This window comes from Pseudomonas sp. HB05, from assembly GCF_016756915.1.
Taxonomy (GTDB): Bacteria; Pseudomonadota; Gammaproteobacteria; order Pseudomonadales; family Pseudomonadaceae; genus Aquipseudomonas; species Aquipseudomonas alvandae.
Map to the genome: position 1 here is coordinate 16,084 of NZ_JAESPG010000047.1, position 19,551 is coordinate 35,634.

The following is a 19,551-nucleotide window of genomic DNA, read 5'->3' on the forward strand; positions in this document are numbered from 1 at the left end:
TCAGTTGAATCCGTGGAGACGGTGCATGAGTGAACAGGTGGAAGTAACCTTGCGCGAAGCAAAGTCCCAGCTCTTACAACTGGGTGCGCGTGCATGGCAGGGCGACAGGGTGGTGATCACCAAGGCCGGCAAGCCTTATCTGGAACTGCTGCCTCATGTCGCTACACCGCAGGCGCGCAAGCCTGGTCGATTGAAGGGGAATATTCGGATGCTGGCGGATTTCGACCGCACTCCGGAGGACGTCATCAAGGGGTTTGAGGGCTAGCTCTGAGTTCAGGCGAATCTTCTTGATCTGAGAGTTCAGCAGATACCTCAGCCATGCAGGCCTCGTCGAACTCTCGCATGGTGGCCTCGTCGATAGCGCCTACTTTCAGCAACGCTTCGGCCGAGCTGTGAATCGACTCGAAGGCCTCACTTCTTATTTTTTTCGTCATTACATATCTCCATAAATTCTTTTCTATCAACAGACGCTGAAGTTCTCAGAGCCTACACCCGTGGCGAGGGAGCTTGCTCCCGCTGGGCTGCGCAGCAGCCCTCATTCCATATGACCAACAAAAAACGTCGCTCGAACACGGACGACGGCCTCTGATTGAATCTCAAGACCCTCGCAAAATCCGAGAAGCTTTCCGCCACCAGGATTCGTGCTGCCCAAACGGATCATCCACCAGCACCGCTGGCATATCCCGCAAACGAATCCATGGCTCATCCTGCCAGTGCAGCATGCAGAGCGACATCTTCGGCCAATCCAACACGCTCAACGTAGGCCGTTCCACCTTATGCGAGTAGCGCTCATCCCGCAGGGTTGGTACCACCTGATGCGTGATCCACTCACGCAGCAATCGATACTCAGGGCAGTAGTGATAAACCAGCAGCGCATAGAGGCCTGACTCGCTCAGCATCAGACGCTCTTCGGTCAAGCCGTGGACATGCACGAGCATCATCCGGCGCTGGTCAGGGTCAAGCTTGCGGGTCATGCGTTCATCGAGGTGCTTGCTCATCAAACGCCCCAAATCGGAGGCGCTGAACCAAGCTTGGTTTTCAAGCAGAAGGGCATGAAGATTAACGTTATGACGGGTAAAAACCGCCGGAGTGTAAGCGTCAGGCATGAAGGTTCTCCGAGACATACGGAGAGCAGAGCTGCGTTCTTGTGGGCATAACCACCTCTACGTTCGAAGGTTAGCGGCGCGAGCCCGACGTAGAGGATGTGAGAAAAATCCCAACTAGCTATTTTCCCCACACAGAATTGCAAGTGTCCTCGGACAGTGCGCGATTCCATGTTCGGCGATTAGCTACTACGTTGGGCGTTTCTTAGGCACCTGTGACTAAGATAGGTAACGAGGCGATACGGCGTCAATGCGGAAAGATTCTGAGTTTTTCGTAGGGCAGAGGTGACGTGCCTGTCCCGCAGTTAAACGCGGTTTTGGTTCCGTAGAATACAAAAAACCCCGTTGTCACGGGGTTTTTAGTTACGCGTACAGCCTAGGATTTTTCTGTCGAATCAATCCCAGCTCAAAGCCCCACCCGTCTGATACTCAATCACCCGAGTCTCAAAGAAGTTCTTCTCTTTCTTCAAGTCCATGATCTCGCTCATCCAAGGGAACGGATTCGTCGTCCCCGGATACTCTTCTTTCAAGCCAATCTGCGACAAGCGACGGTTAGCGATGAACTTGAGGTAGTCCTCCATCATCGCCGCGTTCATCCCCAATACACCGCGAGGCATGGTGTCGCGGGCGTATTCGATTTCCAGTTGGGTCCCTTGCAGGATCATCTGGGTCGCTTCTTCCTTCATCTCGGCATCCCACAGGTGTGGGTTTTCGATCTTGATCTGGTTGATCACGTCGATACCGAAGTTAAGGTGCATGGATTCGTCGCGCAGGATGTACTGGAACTGCTCGGCGACGCCGGTCATCTTGTTGCGGCGGCCCATGGAGAGGATCTGGGTGAAGCCGCAGTAGAAGAAGATGCCTTCCAGGACGCAGTAATAGGCGATCAGGTTGCGCAGCAGCTCTTTGTCGGTGTCCGGGGTGCCGGTTTCGAACTTCGGATCGGAGATCGAACGGGTGTATTTCAGGCCCCAGGCGGCTTTTTTCGCGACCGATGGGATCTCGTGGTACATGTTGAAGATTTCGCCTTCATCCATGGCCAGCGATTCGATGCAGTACTGGTAGGCGTGGGTATGGATCGCCTCTTCGAAAGCCTGGCGCAGGATGTACTGGCGGCATTCCGGGTTGGTGATCAGGCGGTACACGGCCAGGACCAGGTTGTTGGCAACCAGGGAGTCGGCGGTGGAGAAGAAGCCCAGGTTGCGCATCACGATGCGGCGTTCGTCGTCGGTCAGGCCTTCCGGGTTTTTCCAGAGGGCGATGTCGGCGGTCATGTTGACTTCTTGCGGCATCCAGTGGTTTGCGCAGCCGTCCAGGTACTTCTGCCAGGCCCAGTCGTATTTGAATGGCACGAGCTGGTTGAGGTCGGCGCGGCAGTTGATCATGCGCTTTTCATCGACGGCGACACGGGCGGAGGCGCCTTCGAGTTCGGCGAGGCCTTCGGCGACGTCGAGTTTATCGAGGGCGGCCTTGGCGCGAATGATCGCGGCCGAGTCGCTGGCCGTCACGGCCCGGGCTTCGAGGGCGGCGGCACCGCCGGCGCTGTCGAGGCGGTCCATGTTGGCTTCAGAAGCGTGGCCGGCGTTGGCGCCTTTTACAGCGACTTCGCCACTGTCTTCTTTGTCGAATTCGTCCCAGCTCAGCATGACGTGTCGTCTCCTGCGTGAGGGCCAGATGCCCAATGAAGGCCTACTGGCCGCGGTGGATCTTGAAAAATCGTTTGTTGCAGCAGCTGACGCAGGCAATAAACAGAAAAATGTACGGGTCATTCCGGAGCAGCGGTGAACGCGGGGAGGCGATGGGCCCCTGCGTGGGCTCCAGGCTGGCGTGATCCCCTGTAAGGGAATATTGCAGGCCCGTTTAAGGCGGCATTATAAGGACTTTTTTGCCTACGTGGTGTGGCGAAATAGCTCACAGAAGGGGCGGCGGGGGGTATATCCGCGTGGGAGCGAGGGTTTACAAGGCTTTGGCCGTTGAAGATTTTTTTTGCAGGGTGCGGATCGCGGTTTTTTTTGATCAAAAAACCAGCGTTTTTTGCGGTTTTGCACTACATGTTGTGTTTGTGAAGGGTTTTCGGCGGTTCCAGACACAACCTGGCCCGATCGAAATCGAGCCATGGAAGTTGCCAGTAATGATCAGTCGGTACGCGCCGAATCGGCATGGTCGCGGTCATCGGTGGCGACGGTCGCGGTGTGTGTGCGGTCGTGATCGTCGGTGGCAATCGTGGCGGTATCCATCAGGTCGTAGCGCTTGATTGCGGCGGCGGAACCGGTGCGATCGAATCCGTCGGCGGCGAAGGTGCTGGCAGCCAGTACGGACAGGGTCAGGGTGAGGATCAGTTTGCTTTTCATGAGGGTTGGTCCTGGTTCGATTAGGTTGATCAGCCGTTGGAGCAACCGTTGCCCATGACGCTGTAGCGCAGGATGTGGCGTTGGCCCTTGGAGTCGTCGTATTCCATCTTCGCCGGGACCACTTCGCAGACATTCGGGATGTCGCTCATGTAGATAACTTTGGCGATGTCCAGGTGGGTGGAGTAGGTGTACTCCTCGATTGCCGGTTTTTGCTGTGCAACATCGGTCGGGGCCTCGTCCGCCATCGCGGTGGCGCACAGGCTGCCGAGGACCAGAACCCATAAAGCTTTCATCTGTATTTCACCTTTTTTGAGGTCGAGTGGGGTCACGCAACCTTTTTGGGGTTGCGTGTGGAGCAAGTGTTGGAAGTTGGATCAACGGCCTTCGTGGGGGCTGTGTTGCGTCAATCGTGTTTGCCGGTTGGCGAGGTGGATTTTAGAAGGAGGGGGTGGGGGTAAACAGACTCGGTTTTGATAAACACTGTTGGTTGATCTGGTAATAATCGCTAGAGGTGGTGGGGATGTCTGTTGCATTTATGCTGGATGTGTCGCCGTCATCGCGAGCAAGCTCGCTCCCACAGGGGGAGCGGCGTTGGATATAAAGTGAGTATTCAATGGAGATCAACTGTGGGAGCGAGCTTGCTCGCGATAGCGGTGGATCAGTTTGCATGGATATTGGCTGACCCACCGCCGTCGCGAGCAAGCTCGGCTCCCACTAGTACCGACATTTTGTAGGGACTTGTTACTACCATCGTCGAATGGTTCTATAGGCCCGCCCCAAGCTACAACGGAACCATACAAAAACAACTATTGTCACCGAGGTAAGAAAGATGAGTGCGGCTTCTGTGTATCCCGTTCGTCCCGAGGTAGCGGCCAACACGCTGACTGACGAGGCGACCTACAAGGCCATGTACCAGCAGTCGGTCGTCAACCCCGATGGCTTCTGGCGCGAGCAGGCCAAGCGCCTCGATTGGATCAAGCCTTTCACCACGGTGAAGCAGACTTCTTTCGACGATCACCATGTCGACATCAAATGGTTTGCCGACGGCACCTTGAACGTGTCCTACAACTGCCTCGACCGTCACCTGGCCGAGCGCGGTGATCAAATTGCGATCATCTGGGAAGGCGATGACCCATCCGAGAGCCGCAACATCACCTATCGCGAGCTGCATGAAGAAGTCTGCAAGTTCGCCAACGCCCTGCGCGGCCAGGACGTACACCGCGGCGACGTGGTGACCATCTACATGCCGATGATCCCCGAGGCCGTGGTCGCGATGCTGGCCTGTACCCGCATCGGTGCGATTCACTCGGTGGTGTTCGGTGGTTTTTCCCCTGAAGCCTTGGCCGGTCGGATCATCGACTGCAAATCCAAAGTGGTGATCACTGCTGACGAAGGCATTCGCGCCGGCAAGAAGATCCCGCTCAAGGCCAACGTCGATGACGCGCTGACCAACCCGGAAACCAGCAGCATCCAGAAGGTCATCGTGTGCAAGCGCACGGCGGGCAACATCAAGTGGAACCAGCACCGCGACATCTGGTACGAAGACCTGATGAAGGTGGCCGGTACCGTTTGCGCGCCGAAGGAAATGGGCGCCGAAGAAGCGCTGTTCATCCTCTACACCTCCGGTTCCACCGGCAAGCCCAAGGGCGTGCAGCACACCACTGCCGGTTACTTGCTGTACGCGGCGCTGACCCATGAGCGTGTGTTCGACTACAAGCCGGGCGAGGTCTACTGGTGCACCGCCGACGTGGGTTGGGTCACCGGTCACAGCTACATCGTCTACGGCCCGTTGGCCAATGGCGCGACCACGCTGCTGTTCGAAGGCGTGCCGAACTACCCGGACATCACCCGCGTGGCCAAGGTTGTCGACAAGCATAAGGTCAGCATCCTCTACACCGCGCCGACCGCGATCCGCGCGATGATGGCCTCGGGCACTGCCGCTGTCGAAGGCGCCGACGGCAGCAGCCTGCGCCTGCTGGGTTCGGTGGGTGAGCCGATCAACCCGGAAGCCTGGGACTGGTACTACAAGAATGTCGGCAAGGAGCGTTGCCCGATCGTCGATACCTGGTGGCAGACCGAGACCGGTGGCGTGTTGATCAGCCCGCTGCCAGGCGCCACGGCGTTGAAACCGGGTTCCGCAACCCGCCCATTCTTCGGTGTAGTGCCGGCGCTGGTGGACAACCTCGGCAACCTGATCGAAGGCGCCGCCGAAGGCAACCTGGTGATCCTCGACTCGTGGCCGGGCCAGGCGCGTACGCTGTACGGCGACCATGACCGTTTTGTCGACACCTACTTCAAGACCTTCAGTGGCATGTACTTCACGGGTGACGGTGCCCGTCGCGACGAGGATGGCTACTACTGGATCACCGGTCGGGTGGACGATGTGCTCAACGTGTCCGGTCACCGCATGGGTACGGCCGAGATCGAAAGCGCGATGGTTGCCCACCCGAAAGTCGCCGAAGCGGCGGTGGTGGGTGTGCCGCACGACATCAAGGGGCAGGGCATTTATGTCTACGTCACCCTCAATGCCGGCGAAGAAACCAGCGAGGCCCTGCGCCTGGAACTGAAGAACTGGGTGCGCAAGGAGATCGGTCCGATTGCTTCGCCAGATGTGATCCAGTGGGCGCCAGGCCTGCCGAAAACCCGCTCCGGCAAGATCATGCGTCGCATCTTGCGCAAGATCGCTACCGCGGAATACGACGGGTTGGGTGATATCTCCACCCTGGCCGATCCGGGTGTGGTGGCGCACCTGATCGAGACGCACAAGACCATGAACGTTGCCTGACGGTCGCGTGTAACACTGAAAAGCCCCGCCCGGCGTTTGCCGGGCGGGGCTTTTTTATATAGGCCTGCGGCGCTCACTTTTGTGGCGAGGGGATTTATCCCCGTTGGGCTGCGAAGCAGCCCCAAGGCAGTCAACTCAATTTGTCTGGCACACCGAGTTGCCTGGCTTTAGGGCCGCTTCGCAGCCCAGCGGGGATAAATCCCCTCGCCACAGGTTCGTTGTAGAACGACCCCGGTGCCTGGCTTTTGGGGCTGCTGCGCAGCCCAGCGGGAGCAAGCTCCCTCGCCACAGGGTTTGATGTTTGGCTGACAGGTGGGTGAATAAATATCGGCGTTCAATGTAGGACGCGTCTGAACGTTACCGGTGTTTCGAAATGTGTAACCAAAGGCGCCACAACGGGGCGATGTGAAACGCCAAGCCCCGTTGCAGGGCGTTTTCAAGCGTTTCGAAAAACAAGCCGACACGCTGTGCTTGCCGGATTAGAAGGGTTTGCGAATAATGGGCCCGCTATTTGCAGCGATGATTGGTTCCCTTTCTGTTGCTCTTGCATGAATTTGCGAGGCTGTCAATGTGCTCGAACAGCTTTCTCGGTGCTTCTGTAATTTGTTGTCGCATTGAAGAAATATCGACTTCGGGCCTGTCGTTAGAATGCCGATCACTCGCTCGTCGTGGCGTGCGTTGAAAAACGCGAGCCATCGAATGCAGCACCCAAGTTCGTTTACCCATTCGCATATTGGGCTGTTGCTCACTCTGCCGTTTTGCCCTTTACCGATGGAGTCCCAAGATGAAGAAACTTGTGCTGCTTGGCGCCCTGGCACTGTCCGTGCTGTCCCTGCCGACCTTCGCTGACGAGAAGCCCCTGAAGATCGGTATCGAAGCGGCTTACCCTCCGTTCGCCTCCAAGGCTCCGGACGGCAGCATCGTCGGTTTCGACTACGACATCGGCAATGCGCTGTGCGAAGAGATGAAGGTCAAGTGCGTGTGGGTCGAGCAGGAATTCGACGGCCTGATCCCGGCGCTGAAGGTGCGCAAGATCGACGCGATCCTGTCGTCCATGTCGATCACTGAAGATCGCAAGAAGTCCGTTGATTTCACCAACAAGTACTACAACACGCCGGCCCGTCTGGTGATGAAGGCCGGTACCCAGGTCAGCGACAACCTGGCCGAGCTCAAGGGCAAGAACATCGGCGTGCAGCGTGGTTCGATCCACGAGCGTTTCGCCCGTGAAGTCCTGGCTCCGCTGGGTGCCGAGATCAAGCCGTACGGCTCGCAGAACGAAATCTACCTGGACGTCGCCGCCGGCCGCCTCGACGGCACCGTGGCAGACGCTACCCTGTTGGATGACGGCTTCCTCAAGACCGATGCCGGCAAGGGCTTCGCATTCGTAGGTCCAGCCTTCACCGACGAGAAATACTTCGGCGACGGCATCGGTATCGCGGTTCGCAAGGGCGATGCGCTGAAAGACAAGATCAATGGCGCGATCACCGCCCTCCGCGAGAACGGCAAGTACAAGCAAATCCAGGACAAATACTTCGCTTTCGACATCTACGGCAAGTAACGACGTCCCGCCACTCGTGCGAAATGGCGCAAGCAACAGGATCTCTGCGGTTTGCGCCATTTTTTCATCCCACTTTCGAGGACCTGAATCATGTTGAAAGGCTACGGGGCTGTCATCCTCGATGGCGCATGGTTGACGCTTGAGCTCGCCTTGTCGTCCATGGCCCTGGCCATCGTCCTGGGTTTGATCGGCGTTGCGTTGCGCCTTTCTCCGGTGCGCTGGCTGGCGTGGCTGGGCGACCTGTATTCCACGGTCATTCGCGGCATTCCCGACCTGGTGCTGATCCTGCTGATTTTCTACGGCGGCCAGGACTTGCTCAATCGCGTGGCACCGATGCTCGGCTATGACGACTACATCGACCTGAACCCGCTGGCGGCCGGTATCGGTACCCTGGGCTTCATTTTCGGCGCCTACCTGTCGGAAACCTTTCGCGGTGCTTTCATGGCGATCCCCAAGGGGCAGGCCGAGGCGGGCATGGCGTACGGCATGAACGGCTTCCAGGTGTTCTTCCGGGTGCTGGTGCCGCAGATGATTCGCCTGGCGATCCCGGGCTTCACCAACAACTGGCTGGTGTTGACCAAGGCCACCGCGTTGATTTCCGTGGTGGGCCTTCAAGACATGATGTTCAAGGCCAAGCAGGCGGCGGATGCCACTCGCGAGCCTTTCACCTTCTTCCTCGCAGTGGCGGCGATGTACCTGGTGATCACCAGCGTCTCGTTGCTGGCGTTGCGTCACCTTGAGAAGCGCTACTCGGTAGGCGTAAGGGCGGCTGATCTATGATCTTCGACTACAACGTCATCTACGAAGCCTTGCCGCTGTACTTCAGTGGCTTGCTGACCACCCTCAAATTGTTGGCTTTGTCGCTGTTCTTCGGCCTGTTGGCGGCGCTGCCCCTGGGGCTGATGCGGGTGTCGAAGCAGCCGATCGTCAACATGACGGCCTGGCTCTACACCTATGTGATCCGCGGCACGCCGATGCTGGTGCAGCTGTTCCTGATCTACTACGGGCTTGCGCAGTTCGCCATCGTGCGCGAGAGCTTCCTCTGGCCATGGCTGTCCAGCGCAACGTTCTGCGCCTGCCTGGCGTTCGCCATCAACACCAGCGCCTACACCGCTGAAATCATCGCCGGCAGCCTGCGGGCCACGCCCAATGGTGAGATCGAAGCAGCCAAGGCCATGGGCATGTCGCGCTACAAGCTGTATCGCCGGATCCTGTTGCCGTCGGCCCTGCGCCGGGCACTGCCGCAGTACAGCAACGAAGTGATCATGATGTTGCAGACCACCAGTCTCGCGTCCATCGTGACCCTGATCGACATTACCGGTGCCGCGCGCACGGTGAACGCGCAGTATTACTTGCCGTTCGAGGCCTATATCACCGCCGGTGTGTTCTACCTGTGCCTGACCTTCATCCTGGTGCGCCTGTTCAAGCTGGCCGAGCGCCGCTGGCTGGGTTACCTGGCGCCGCGCAAGCACTGATAACGCGTCGATCCGATCGACTGCTCAACGACTGACGTTTTGTGAGAACCGACCGCATGTATAAGCTTGAAGTCCAAGACCTGCATAAACGCTATGGCAGTCACGAAGTGCTCAAGGGCGTGTCACTGAAAGCCGCGGCTGGCGATGTGATCAGCATCATCGGCTCCAGTGGCTCCGGCAAGAGTACTTTCCTGCGTTGCATCAACCTGCTTGAGCAACCCCACGCTGGCAAGATCCTGCTCAACAACGAAGAGTTGAAACTGGTTGCCGGCAAGGACGGCGCGATGAAGGCTTCGGACCCCAAGCAACTGCAGCGCATGCGTTCGCGGTTGTCGATGGTGTTCCAGCATTTCAACCTGTGGTCTCACATGACTGCGCTGGAAAACATCATCGAAGCGCCGGTCCATGTGCTGGGCGTGCCCAAGGCCGAAGCCCGCGAGAAGGCCGAGCACTACCTGAACAAGGTCGGCGTGGCCCATCGCAAGGATGCCTACCCAGGCCATATGTCCGGCGGCGAGCAGCAACGCGTGGCGATCGCCCGTGCGCTGGCAATGGAGCCTGAGGTGATGCTGTTCGATGAGCCGACTTCGGCCCTTGACCCGGAATTGGTCGGCGATGTGCTCAAGGTCATGCAGGCCCTGGCCCTGGAAGGCCGGACCATGGTGGTGGTGACCCACGAAATGGGCTTTGCCCGTGAAGTGTCGAACCAGTTGGTGTTCCTGCACAAAGGCATCGTCGAAGAAAGTGGCAACCCGCGCGAAGTGCTGGTCAATCCGCAATCGGAGCGCCTGCAGCAATTCCTGTCGGGCAGCCTCAAGTAATCGCTCCCGTTACGCACCTGATTTGGGTCATGCTGCGCACCGCGCGCCAGATGGTCTAATTTGGTTACAGCCGCTTTTGGCTTTAACACTGTTTTCGCTTCGGATCGCCCGCCATGACTGCCCATCGAATAGGTTTCCTGATTTGGCCCAGCACTAAAGCCTTGACGCTGGCGCTGGCCGAGGAGGCCTTGCGTGTCGCTCAGCGAGTGCATCCGGACGTGGTCTACGAGCTGTCGTTTCTTCAAGCCGAGCCTTCGGCAGAGGGCGCCTGGCAACTGCCGGGCGAGCCTTGGGCGGGCAAGCTCGAAGGTTTGCAGAAGCTGTTCCTGGTGGCCGATGAGCCGCCGACTGCGCTGGCCTCGCCGCTGAGCAGTGCGCTTAAACAATTGGTGCGGGCCGGTTGCGTCATTGGTGGTTTGTCCGCCGGCGTCTATCCACTGGCCCAGTTGGGTTTGCTCGATGGCTATCGGGCTGCCGTGCACTGGCGCTGGCAGGATGATTTCTCCGAGCGCTTCCCCAAAGTCATCGCCACCAGTCATCTGTTTGACTGGGACCGTGATCGCCTGAGCGCCTGCGGCGGCATGTCGGTGTTGGACTTGTTGTTGGCGGTGCTGGCCCGGGATCACGGCGCGGAACTGGCCGGCGCGGTGTCGGAGGAGTTGGTGGTCGAGCGCATTCGCGAGGGCGGCGAGCGCCAGCGCATTCCGTTGCAGAACCGCCTCGGCTCCAGCCACCCGAAGCTCACCCAGGCGGTGCTGCTGATGGAAGCCAACATCGAGGAGCCGCTGACCACCGACGAAATCGCCCAGCATGTGTGCGTGTCCCGCCGGCAGCTGGAGCGGATCTTCAAGCAGTACCTCAATCGTGTGCCGAGCCAGTATTACCTGGAACTGCGCCTGAACAAGGCGCGGCAGATGTTGATGCAGACCAGCAAGTCCATCATCCAGATCGGCTTGTCCTGCGGTTTCTCTTCCGGCCCTCATTTTTCCAGCGCCTATCGCAACTTCTTTGGTGCCACGCCGCGGGAAGACCGTAACCAGCGGCGTAGCAGCAGCCCGTTCGAATTGTCCTCGGTGCCGTCCGAACGGGGCTAAAGCTGGCGCAACCCCTTATATGGGTAGTGCATGTAACCCTGTGGCGAGGGGATTTATCCCCGCTGGGCTGCGAAGCAGCCCCAAGACAGCCAACCCAATCTATCTGGCACACCGAGCAGCCTGGCTTTAGGGGGCGCTTCGCAGCCCAGCGGGGATAAATCCCCTCGCCACAAGGTGTGTTTTGCATGGCCGAGGGAAATGTAGATGCAGGGACCTCAAATACACCGGCAACGTTTAAACTGCGCCTTTGCGACGCTATTTGTCGCATTGCCGTAAACCCGCGAAAAACGTGGGTTGGCGCTATAAGAAGTTGTCGCTTGGCGGCAAGGCCGGGCTGAAAACTGTCCTTACAATCCTTACCAAGCCCGCCAGTTCCAGGTGGGTGTTCCTCTTCAGGAGACTCCGATGTCCGTTGAGCAAGCCGCGGTACAACGCGCCGATTTCGACCAGGTGATGGTTCCCAACTATGCACCTGCTGCCTTCATCCCTGTGCGTGGTGCCGGTTCCCGCGTGTGGGACCAGTCCGGTCGCGAGCTGATCGATTTTGCTGGCGGTATCGCAGTCAACGTGCTGGGCCATGCCCACCCGGTTCTGGTCGGAGCCTTGACCGAACAGGCCAACAAGCTGTGGCACGTATCGAACGTTTTCACCAATGAGCCGGCCTTGCGCCTGGCTCACAAACTGGTGGACGCGACCTTCGCCGAGCGTGCGTTCTTCTGCAACTCCGGCGCCGAAGCCAACGAGGCCGCCTTCAAGTTGGCCCGTCGCGTCGCGTTCGATCGTTATGGCAGTGAAAAATACGAAATCATCGCTGCGCTCAACAGTTTCCACGGCCGTACGCTGTTCACCGTCAACGTCGGCGGGCAGTCGAAGTACTCCGATGGTTTCGGTCCTAAAATCACCGGCATCACCCACGTTCCTTACAACGACCTGGCCGCTTTGAAAGCGGCGGTCTCGGACAAGACCTGCGCCGTGGTGCTGGAACCGATCCAGGGCGAGGGTGGTGTGTTGCCGGCCGAATTGGCTTACCTGCAAGGCGCCCGCGAACTGTGCGATGCGCACAACGCGCTGCTGGTGTTCGACGAAGTGCAGACCGGCATGGGCCGCAGCGGCCACTTGTTCGCCTACATGCATTACGGCGTGGTCCCGGACATCCTCACCAGCGCCAAGAGCCTGGGCGGTGGTTTCCCGATCGCGGCGATGCTCACCACCGAAGCACTGGCCAAGCACCTCGTCGTCGGCACCCATGGCACCACCTACGGCGGCAACCCGCTGGCCTGCGCGGTGGCCGAGGCGGTGATCGATGTGGTCAACACGCCTGAGGTGCTCAATGGCGTCAAGGCCAAGCACGACAAGTTCAAGACCCGCCTGGAGCAGATCGGCGTGAAGTACGGCCTGTTTACCCAGGTGCGTGGCCTGGGCCTGCTGATCGGTTGCGTGCTGAACGACGCCTGGAAGGGCAAGGCCAAGGACATCTTCAATGCCGCCGAACAGGAAGGCCTGATGATCCTGCAAGCCGGCCCGGACGTGATTCGTTTCGCCCCGAGCCTGGTGGTGGAAGACGCCGACATCGACGCCGGCCTGGACCGCTTCGAACGGGCTGCGGCGAAGTTGACCCAAGCCTGAGGCTGGACCGAATCCCTTGTGGGAGCGAGCTTGCTCGCGATGGCGGCGGATGAGCCAGTATCAATGTGACTGATACACCGCTATCGCGAGCAAGCTCGCTCCCACAGGAGTCTTGCAGCGGCTGAGAAATCGAAGACCGCCGCAGATTTGATAGATGCCTGGGTGTTCGTTTAGTTTTTTTCTGTGTATCGACCCAATGGTCGAACCGTTTATTTCAAGTTAAGGAGTGACACCATGCTGGTGATGCGCCCCGCGCAAATGGCTGATCTGGGCGAGGTACAGCGTCTGGCTGCGGACAGCCCGATCGGTGTCACTTCCTTGCCGGATGACGTGGAACGCCTGAGCGATAAGATCGCCGCAAGCGAAGCCTCGTTCGCCGCCGAAGTCAGTTTCAACGGCGAAGAGAGCTATTTCTTTGTCCTCGAAGACACCGCTACCGGCAAGCTGGTGGGCTGTTCGGCCATCGTTGCGTCGGCGGGATACTCCGAGCCGTTCTACAGCTTTCGCAACGAGACCTTCGTCCATGCGTCCCGCGAGCTGAAGATCCATAACAAGATCCACGTACTCTCCCAGTGCCACGACCTGACCGGCAACAGCCTGTTGACGAGTTTCTACGTCGTGCCGGAACTGGTCGGGTCGCCTTGGGCCGAACTCAATTCCCGTGGGCGCCTGCTGTTCGTCGCCAGCCATCCGGAGCGCTTTGCCGATTCGGTGGTGACCGAGATCGTTGGCTACAGCGATGAAAATGGTGACTCGCCGTTCTGGGACGCCATCGGTCGCAACTTCTTCGACCTCAACTACGCCGCCGCCGAGCGTCTGTGCGGGCTGAAAAGCCGGACCTTCCTCGCCGAATTGATGCCGCATTACCCGATCTACGTGCCGCTGTTGCCGGATGCCGCCCAGGAAGCCATGGGCCAGGTCCACCCACGTGCACAGATCACCTTCGACATCCTGATGCGCGAGGGTTTCGAGACCGATCACTACATCGATATCTTCGACGGTGGCCCGACCTTGCATGCCCGCGTCTCGGGGATCCGCTCGATCGCCCAGAGCCGCGTGGTGCCGGTCAAGATCGGCGAAGCCGTCAAGGGCGTCGGTCGCCAATACCTGGTGGCCAACGCCCAATTGCAGGACTACCGCGCCGTGCTGCTCGACCTCGACTACGCGCCAGGCAAGCCTGTGACGCTGGACATGGAAGCAGCCGAAGCCCTGGGCGTCGGTGAAGGCGCCAGCGTGCGCCTGGTGGCGGTTTAACAGCAGTGTTTCGCGGGTGGCGTGAGCGGCCCGTCTGAGGAGATAGCATGATCGTTCGTCCCGTACGCAGCAGCGATTTACCCGCTCTGATCGCCCTGGCCCGCAGCACCGGCACCGGCCTGACCACCTTGCCGGCCAACGAAGAGCGCCTGGCCCATCGGGTTGGCTGGGCCGAGAAGACGTTTCGCGGCGAAGCCGGGCGTGGTGACGCGGACTACCTGTTCGTGCTCGAAGACGATGACGGTCGCGTGGTGGGTATTTCCGCCATCGCTGGCGCCGTGGGGTTGCGTGAGCCTTGGTACAACTTCCGGGTCGGCCTGACGGTCAGCGCTTCCCAGGAACTGAACATCTACCGGGAAATCCCGACGTTGTTCCTGGCCAACGACCTGACGGGCAATTCCGAGCTGTGCTCGTTGTTCCTCCATGCCGACTACCGCAACGGCCTCAATGGCCGGATGTTGGCCAAGGCGCGGATGCTGTTCATCGCCGAGTTCCCGCAGCTTTTCGGCAACAAGATCATTGCCGAAATGCGTGGCATGTCCGACGAAAATGGCCGCTCGCCGTTCTGGGAAAGCCTGGGCCGGCATTTCTTCAAGATGGAATTCAGCCAGGCCGATTACCTGACCGGCGTGGGCAACAAGGCGTTCATTGCCGAGCTGATGCCCAAGTTTCCGCTGTACACCTGCTTCCTGTCGGAGGACGCCCGGGCCGTGATTGGCCAGGTTCATCCCGACACCGAGCCGGCGCTGTCGATGCTCAAGAGCGAAGGCTTCAGCTACCAGGGCTACGTCGACATCTTCGATGCCGGCCCGGCCGTCGAATGCGAGACTGGCAAGATCCGTGCGATCCGCGACAGCCAGGCGCTGGTGCTGGCCATCGGCACGCCGGGCGATGACGCCACGCCATTCCTCATCCATAACCGCAAATGCCAGGACTGCCGCATCACGGCGGCGCCGGCGCGCTTTGCCGCGGGCACCCTGGTGGTCGATCCGCTGACCGCCAAACGTCTTCAACTCAACGCTGGCGACCAGGTGCGTGCCGTGGCGTTGTCCGCTGCTCGGGAGTCGAAATAATGAAATCGTTGTACATCGCTGGAAGTTGGCTGGAAGGCCAGGGCGACGCCTTCGAGTCGTTGAACCCGGTGACCCAGCAAGTGCTGTGGTCTGGAAGAGGCGCCACGGCGGCCCAGGTGGAATCCGCCGTGCAGGCTGCGCGCCAGGCGTTCCCGGACTGGGCTCGGCGCCCGCTGGACGAACGTATCCAGGTACTGGAAGCATTTGCCGGCACCCTGAAGACTCACGCTGACGAATTGGCCCGCTGCATCGGTGAGGAAACCGGCAAGCCCCTGTGGGAAGCGGCCACCGAAGTCACCAGCATGATCAACAAGGTCGCCATTTCGGTGCAGAGCTACCGCGAGCGTACCGGCGAAAAGAGCGGTCCCCTGGGCGACGCCACCGCCGTGCTGCGCCACAAGCCCCACGGCGTGGTGGCGGTGTTCGGCCCTTACAACTTCCCCGGCCATTTGCCCAACGGCCACATTGTGCCGGCGCTGCTGGCGGGTAACTGCGTGTTGTTCAAGCCCAGCGAGCTGACGCCGAAAGTCGCCGAGCTGACGGTCAAGTGCTGGGCCGAAGCGGGCCTGCCGGCGGGTGTACTGAACCTGCTGCAAGGCGCGCGTGAAACCGGTATTGCCCTGGCGGCGGAGCCGGGCATCGACGGGCTGTTCTTCACCGGGTCCAGCCGTACCGGCAACCTGTTGCACCAACAGTTCTCCGGTCGTCCGGACAAGATCCTCGCGCTGGAGATGGGCGGCAACAATCCGCTGGTGGTGGATGAAGTGGCCGATGTCGATGCGGCGGTGTACACCATCATCCAGTCTGCGTTCATCTCCGCCGGCCAGCGCTGCACGTGCGCACGCCGCCTGCTGGTGCCGGAAGGCCAGTGGGGCGATGCCTTGCTGGCGCGCCTGGTGCAAGTCAGCTCCACCATTGAGGTTGGGCCGTTTGACCAGCAACCGGCGCCGTTCATGGGCTCGGTGGTTTCCCTGGCTGCCGCGAAAGCCTTGATGGATGCGCAGAATCATTTGTTGGGCAAGGGGGCCGTGCCGCTGCTGTCCATGACCCAGCCACGACCCCAGGCGGCGTTGTTGACGCCGGGGATCCTTGATGTCACCGCCGTGGCCGAGCGCCCCGACGAGGAATTGTTCGGGCCGTTGCTGCAGGTTATACGTTACAAAGATTTCGCCGGCGCGATCGCCGAAGCCAACAATACTCAATATGGCCTGGCCGCCGGCTTGCTTTCGGACTCTCAGGAGCGCTACGAGCAGTTCTGGTTGCAAAGCCGTGCGGGCATCGTCAACTGGAACAAGCAACTGACCGGCGCCGCCAGCAGCGCGCCGTTCGGCGGTGTCGGTGCCTCGGGCAACCATCGCGCCAGCGCTTATTACGCGGCGGATTATTGCGCGTATCCGGTGGCTTCGTTGGAGACGCCGAGCCTGGTCATGCCTGTGAGCCTGACGCCTGGCATAAAAATGGTTTAAGCCCTAATCGCGAGCAAGCTCGCTCCTACAAGGACAGTGCAAGGCCCTGTGGGAGCGAGCTTGCTCGCGATAGCCGCGACGCGGTTGTTACTCGATGCCTATAAAAAACAGATTCTCGTGGAGCCTCGCTGATGAAATCCTATGAAGTCAACTTTGACGGTCTAGTGGGGCCGACCCATAACTACGGCGGGCTCTCCTACGGCAACGTCGCCTCCCAGAGCAACAGCCAGCAATGCTCCAACCCCAAGGAAGCGGCGCTGCAGGGCCTGGCGAAAATGAAGGCGCTGATGAACATGGGGTTCAAGCAAGGTGTGCTGGCGCCACAGGAACGTCCGGACGTGGCGGCCTTGCGCCGCTTGGGCTTTGCCGGCAGCGACGCGCAGGTCATCCAGCAGGCCGCGAAAGAAGCGATGCCGCTGCTGGTCGCCAGTTGCTCGGCGTCGAGCATGTGGGTCGCCAACGCCGCCACCGTCAGCCCGAGCGCCGACACTGCTGACGGCCGCGTGCATTTCACCGCCGCCAACCTCAACTGCAAATACCACCGCAGCATCGAGCACCCGACCACCAGTCGCGTGCTGGGGGCGATGTTCGCCAACCAGCAACACTTCGCGCACCACGCCGCATTGCCAGCCGTGGCGCAATTCGGTGACGAAGGTGCGGCCAACCACACGCGCTTCTGCCGCGCCTATGGCGAGGCTGGTGTCGAGTTCTTCGTGTTCGGCCGCAGTGCGTTCGACAGTCGTTTCCCGTCGCCACAGAAATACCCGGCGCGCCAGACCCTCGAAGCCTCCCGCGCCGTCGCTCGCCTGCATGGCTTGAGTGAGGAGGGCGTGGTGTACGCCCAACAGAACCCGGCGGTGATCGACCAGGGCGTTTTCCACAACGACGTGATCGCGGTGGGCAACGGCGAAGTGCTGTTCTACCACGAGGATGCGTTCCTCGAGACCGAGAAGATGCTGGCCGAGCTGAGCGACAAACTCGCCAAGGTCGGTGGGAAATTTCAATCGGTGTGCGTACCGCGTTCGGCGGTCACTGTCGATGACGCGGTCCGTTCCTACCTGTTCAACAGCCAATTGCTGTCGCGTCCCGACGGCTCGATGCTGTTGATCGTCCCGGAAGAATGCCGTAGCAATGAACGCGTCTGGCAATACCTGCAAGGCCTGACAAGCTCTGGCGGCGTCATCCGTGAGGTGCAGGTCTTCGACCTCAAGCAAAGCATGCAGAACGGTGGCGGCCCGGCTTGCCTGCGGTTGCGCGTGGCGCTGAACGAAACCGAGCTGGCAGCCGTCAACCCAGGGGTTATCATGACCGCGCCGCTGTACGATTCGCTGACCCAATGGGTCGAGACTCACTACCGCGACCGCATGACCGAAAACGACCTGGCGGACCCGCAATTGCTGCTGGAATGCCGGTCGGCCCTGGATGAGCTGACACAAATCCTTAAACTTGGCTCGGTCTATCCTTTCCAGATCAATTGAAAGCGCGCGCGACCTGACTACAGTCAAAGCAGGGCGCGTTGCCTTATCCCCAGACGAGAATGTAAAAACATGAGCGATACCCTGCAGCTGATCCTTGAAGACACCGACGGCACGCAACTGGAAACCTCCTGCACCCGCGTCGCGGTGATGTGGCAGGGCAAGGAACTGTGGATCCAGCAGGACGGCCGCGGCCAGCTGCTGATCGGCGTCGATGTCGAGGAAGGGGACGAGGAATACGCCAACCTGCTGTTGCGCCCATTGGCGACCAACCTGGTCAGCCTGCAGCTGGAAATGGAGCCGGCTGACATGAGCGATGACGATCATGTCCATGGCCCGGATTGCGGCCACGACCATTAAGGAAATCGCACTATGCTCGCCCTCGGCAAACTGCTTGAACTGACCCTCGCCGGCCGTGAACCGGCGGAGAAGACTCAACTGACTGTCGAAGGCGTACGGATGCGCTGGTTGAGCGAGGGCGCGCTGGAGGTCAAGCCGCCCGAGGCACGGGATAATGGCCTGGACCTGCTGCTCTCGGCCGGTATCCACGGTAACGAAACCGCGCCGATCGAATTGCTTGATCGCCTGCTGCATGACATTGCCCGTGGCGACCTGAAGCCACGGGCACGCATTCTGTTCCTGTTCGGCAATCCCGAGGCGATCCGTCGCGGCGAGCGTTTTGTCGAGCAGGACGTCAATCGCCTGTTCAATGGTCGCCATGAGCTGAGCGGCGGCCCCGAGGCGTTGCGCGCCTGTGAGCTGGAACGGCTGGCCGCGAGTTTCTTCAGCGTGCCGGACCGTAGTCGTTTGCATTACGACCTGCACACCGCCATTCGCGGTTCGAAGATCGAGCAATTCGCCCTGTATCCGTGGAAAGAAGGTCGCCAGCATTCACGCCATGAACTGGCCCGTCTGCGTGCGGCGGGCATGGAGGCGGTGCTGCTGCAGAACAAGCCGTCCATCGTGTTCAGCGCTTACACCTACGATCAGCTCGGTGCCGAGTCATTCACCCTGGAGTTGGGCAAGGCCCGGCCATTCGGCCAGAACGACGGCGTCAATGTCAGCCTGCTGGAAACGCGCCTGCAACAGATCATCGAAGGCAACGAGCCGGAGATGGAAGACAGCCTCGACGGCCTGCAACTGTTCAGCGTCGCGCGGGAAATCATCAAGCACAGCGACAGCTTCCGCCTGAACCTGCCGGCGGACATCGAGAACTTCTCCGAGCTTGAAAAAGGCTACGTGCTGGCCGAAGACATCGCCCATACGCGCTGGGTGATCGAAGAAGAGGGCGCGCGGATCATCTTCCCGAATCCCAAGGTGAAGAATGGCTTGCGGGCTGGCATCCTGATCGTGCCGGCAACCGACGAAAACCTGATCTAAAGCCCCATCATTCCAGTGTGGGAGCGGGCTTGCTCGCGAATGCGGAGTGTCAGACAACTTATTTGTTAACTGACACACCGCATTCGCGAG

18 protein-coding genes are annotated in these 19,551 nt (G+C 60.0%); 14 read left to right on the top strand and 4 right to left on the bottom strand.

The genetic code is table 11. The features are described 5' to 3' along the window. Window positions 1-25: 25 nt before the first annotated feature. Window positions 26-265 carry a type II toxin-antitoxin system Phd/YefM family antitoxin gene (locus tag JMN22_RS25950; protein ID WP_198797917.1) on the top strand — a complete coding sequence of 80 codons (240 nt, stop codon included), beginning with the start codon at window positions 26-28 and terminating at the stop codon, window positions 263-265. 331 nt (window positions 266-596) lie between these two features. On the opposite strand, the gene JMN22_RS25955 is transcribed toward JMN22_RS25950, so the two are convergent. From JMN22_RS25955 to JMN22_RS25970, 4 genes are all read right to left on the bottom strand, one after another. Continuing rightward, window positions 597-1,106, bottom strand: coding sequence for a BRO-N domain-containing protein (locus tag JMN22_RS25955; protein WP_198797916.1), 510 nt, complete (start codon window positions 1,104-1,106; stop codon window positions 597-599). Between the two features lie 392 nt (window positions 1,107-1,498). Continuing rightward, on the bottom strand, window positions 1,499-2,749 hold the full coding sequence (locus JMN22_RS25960; protein WP_030142465.1) for a ribonucleotide-diphosphate reductase subunit beta: 1,251 nt from the start codon (window positions 2,747-2,749) through the stop codon (window positions 1,499-1,501). 489 nt (window positions 2,750-3,238) lie between these two features. After that, on the bottom strand, window positions 3,239-3,454 hold the full coding sequence (locus tag JMN22_RS25965; RefSeq protein WP_198797915.1) for a hypothetical protein: 216 nt from the start codon (window positions 3,452-3,454) through the stop codon (window positions 3,239-3,241). 29 nt (window positions 3,455-3,483) lie between these two features. Beyond that, window positions 3,484-3,747 carry a DUF2790 domain-containing protein gene (locus tag JMN22_RS25970; protein WP_030142463.1) on the bottom strand — a complete coding sequence of 88 codons (264 nt, stop codon included), beginning with the start codon at window positions 3,745-3,747 and terminating at the stop codon, window positions 3,484-3,486. Between the two features lie 536 nt (window positions 3,748-4,283). On the opposite strand from JMN22_RS25970, the gene acs reads away from it, so the two are divergent. The 13 genes from acs (at window position 4,284) to astE (ending at window position 19,461) form a co-directional block, all read left to right on the top strand. Continuing rightward, window positions 4,284-6,239, top strand: coding sequence for an acetate--CoA ligase (gene acs, locus JMN22_RS25975; protein ID WP_030142462.1), 1,956 nt, complete (start codon window positions 4,284-4,286; stop codon window positions 6,237-6,239). Window positions 6,240-7,023: 784 nt separating this feature from the next. Next, window positions 7,024-7,797, top strand: a complete 774-nt coding sequence (locus tag JMN22_RS25980) for an ABC transporter substrate-binding protein (RefSeq protein ID WP_060741003.1) — start codon at window positions 7,024-7,026, stop codon at window positions 7,795-7,797. A gap of 90 nt (window positions 7,798-7,887) precedes the next feature. After that, window positions 7,888-8,577 carry an ABC transporter permease gene (locus JMN22_RS25985; protein WP_014339811.1) on the top strand — a complete coding sequence of 230 codons (690 nt, stop codon included), beginning with the start codon at window positions 7,888-7,890 and terminating at the stop codon, window positions 8,575-8,577. Further along, complete coding sequence (locus JMN22_RS25990; protein WP_030142460.1) at window positions 8,574-9,272, top strand: ABC transporter permease; 699 nt, start codon at window positions 8,574-8,576, stop codon at window positions 9,270-9,272. The genes JMN22_RS25985 and JMN22_RS25990 overlap by 4 nt, the downstream gene beginning before the upstream one ends. Window positions 9,273-9,328: 56 nt before the next feature. Then, on the top strand, window positions 9,329-10,093 hold the full coding sequence (locus JMN22_RS25995; RefSeq protein WP_030142459.1) for an ABC transporter ATP-binding protein: 765 nt from the start codon (window positions 9,329-9,331) through the stop codon (window positions 10,091-10,093). 113 nt (window positions 10,094-10,206) lie between these two features. Then, window positions 10,207-11,187 carry a transcriptional regulator ArgR gene (gene argR / locus JMN22_RS26000; RefSeq protein ID WP_202335029.1) on the top strand — a complete coding sequence of 327 codons (981 nt, stop codon included), beginning with the start codon at window positions 10,207-10,209 and terminating at the stop codon, window positions 11,185-11,187. Window positions 11,188-11,592: 405 nt separating this feature from the next. Then, entirely contained in the window at window positions 11,593-12,813 is a 1,221-nt protein-coding gene (locus JMN22_RS26005; protein WP_202335030.1) for an aspartate aminotransferase family protein, read from the top strand. Between the two features lie 234 nt (window positions 12,814-13,047). Then, the gene (gene aruF, locus JMN22_RS26010) at window positions 13,048-14,067 is read left to right on the top strand and encodes an arginine/ornithine succinyltransferase subunit alpha (RefSeq protein ID WP_202335031.1); all 1,020 of its coding nucleotides are present in this window, start codon (window positions 13,048-13,050) and stop codon (window positions 14,065-14,067) included. 47 nt (window positions 14,068-14,114) lie between these two features. Further along, window positions 14,115-15,140, top strand: a complete 1,026-nt coding sequence (gene astA / locus JMN22_RS26015; RefSeq protein WP_030142455.1) for an arginine N-succinyltransferase — start codon at window positions 14,115-14,117, stop codon at window positions 15,138-15,140. Further along, the gene (gene astD / locus JMN22_RS26020; RefSeq protein WP_202335034.1) at window positions 15,137-16,606 is read left to right on the top strand and encodes a succinylglutamate-semialdehyde dehydrogenase; all 1,470 of its coding nucleotides are present in this window, start codon (window positions 15,137-15,139) and stop codon (window positions 16,604-16,606) included. Before astA ends, astD begins: the two co-directional genes overlap by 4 nt. Before the next feature lie 131 nt (window positions 16,607-16,737). Then, window positions 16,738-18,084 (top strand): N-succinylarginine dihydrolase, encoded by a 1,347-nt coding sequence (gene astB / locus JMN22_RS26025; RefSeq protein WP_202335032.1) that lies wholly within the window; start codon window positions 16,738-16,740, stop codon window positions 18,082-18,084. 69 nt (window positions 18,085-18,153) lie between these two features. Further along, the gene (locus tag JMN22_RS26030; protein WP_030142452.1) at window positions 18,154-18,441 is read left to right on the top strand and encodes a hypothetical protein; all 288 of its coding nucleotides are present in this window, start codon (window positions 18,154-18,156) and stop codon (window positions 18,439-18,441) included. Between the two features lie 12 nt (window positions 18,442-18,453). Next, on the top strand, window positions 18,454-19,461 hold the full coding sequence (gene astE, locus JMN22_RS26035; protein WP_202335033.1) for a succinylglutamate desuccinylase: 1,008 nt from the start codon (window positions 18,454-18,456) through the stop codon (window positions 19,459-19,461). Window positions 19,462-19,551 lie beyond the last annotated feature (90 nt).

Bases quoted from the DNA above. Each gene is read 5' to 3' on its own strand.
- JMN22_RS25950 (WP_198797917.1), top strand. From the start codon at position 26: ATGAGTGAACAGGTGGAAGTAACCTTGCGCGAAGCAAAGTCCCAGCTC.
- JMN22_RS25955 (WP_198797916.1), bottom strand. From the start codon at position 1,106: ATGCCTGACGCTTACACTCCGGCGGTTTTTACCCGTCATAACGTTAAT.
- JMN22_RS25960 (WP_030142465.1), bottom strand. From the start codon at position 2,749: ATGCTGAGCTGGGACGAATTCGACAAAGAAGACAGTGGCGAAGTCGCT.
- JMN22_RS25965 (WP_198797915.1), bottom strand. From the start codon at position 3,454: ATGAAAAGCAAACTGATCCTCACCCTGACCCTGTCCGTACTGGCTGCC.
- JMN22_RS25970 (WP_030142463.1), bottom strand. From the start codon at position 3,747: ATGAAAGCTTTATGGGTTCTGGTCCTCGGCAGCCTGTGCGCCACCGCG.
- acs (WP_030142462.1), top strand. From the start codon at position 4,284: ATGAGTGCGGCTTCTGTGTATCCCGTTCGTCCCGAGGTAGCGGCCAAC.
- JMN22_RS25980 (WP_060741003.1), top strand. From the start codon at position 7,024: ATGAAGAAACTTGTGCTGCTTGGCGCCCTGGCACTGTCCGTGCTGTCC.
- JMN22_RS25985 (WP_014339811.1), top strand. From the start codon at position 7,888: ATGTTGAAAGGCTACGGGGCTGTCATCCTCGATGGCGCATGGTTGACG.
- JMN22_RS25990 (WP_030142460.1), top strand. From the start codon at position 8,574: ATGATCTTCGACTACAACGTCATCTACGAAGCCTTGCCGCTGTACTTC.
- JMN22_RS25995 (WP_030142459.1), top strand. From the start codon at position 9,329: ATGTATAAGCTTGAAGTCCAAGACCTGCATAAACGCTATGGCAGTCAC.
- argR (WP_202335029.1), top strand. From the start codon at position 10,207: ATGACTGCCCATCGAATAGGTTTCCTGATTTGGCCCAGCACTAAAGCC.
- JMN22_RS26005 (WP_202335030.1), top strand. From the start codon at position 11,593: ATGTCCGTTGAGCAAGCCGCGGTACAACGCGCCGATTTCGACCAGGTG.
- aruF (WP_202335031.1), top strand. From the start codon at position 13,048: ATGCTGGTGATGCGCCCCGCGCAAATGGCTGATCTGGGCGAGGTACAG.
- astA (WP_030142455.1), top strand. From the start codon at position 14,115: ATGATCGTTCGTCCCGTACGCAGCAGCGATTTACCCGCTCTGATCGCC.
- astB (WP_202335032.1), top strand. From the start codon at position 16,738: ATGAAATCCTATGAAGTCAACTTTGACGGTCTAGTGGGGCCGACCCAT.
- JMN22_RS26030 (WP_030142452.1), top strand. From the start codon at position 18,154: ATGAGCGATACCCTGCAGCTGATCCTTGAAGACACCGACGGCACGCAA.
- astE (WP_202335033.1), top strand. From the start codon at position 18,454: ATGCTCGCCCTCGGCAAACTGCTTGAACTGACCCTCGCCGGCCGTGAA.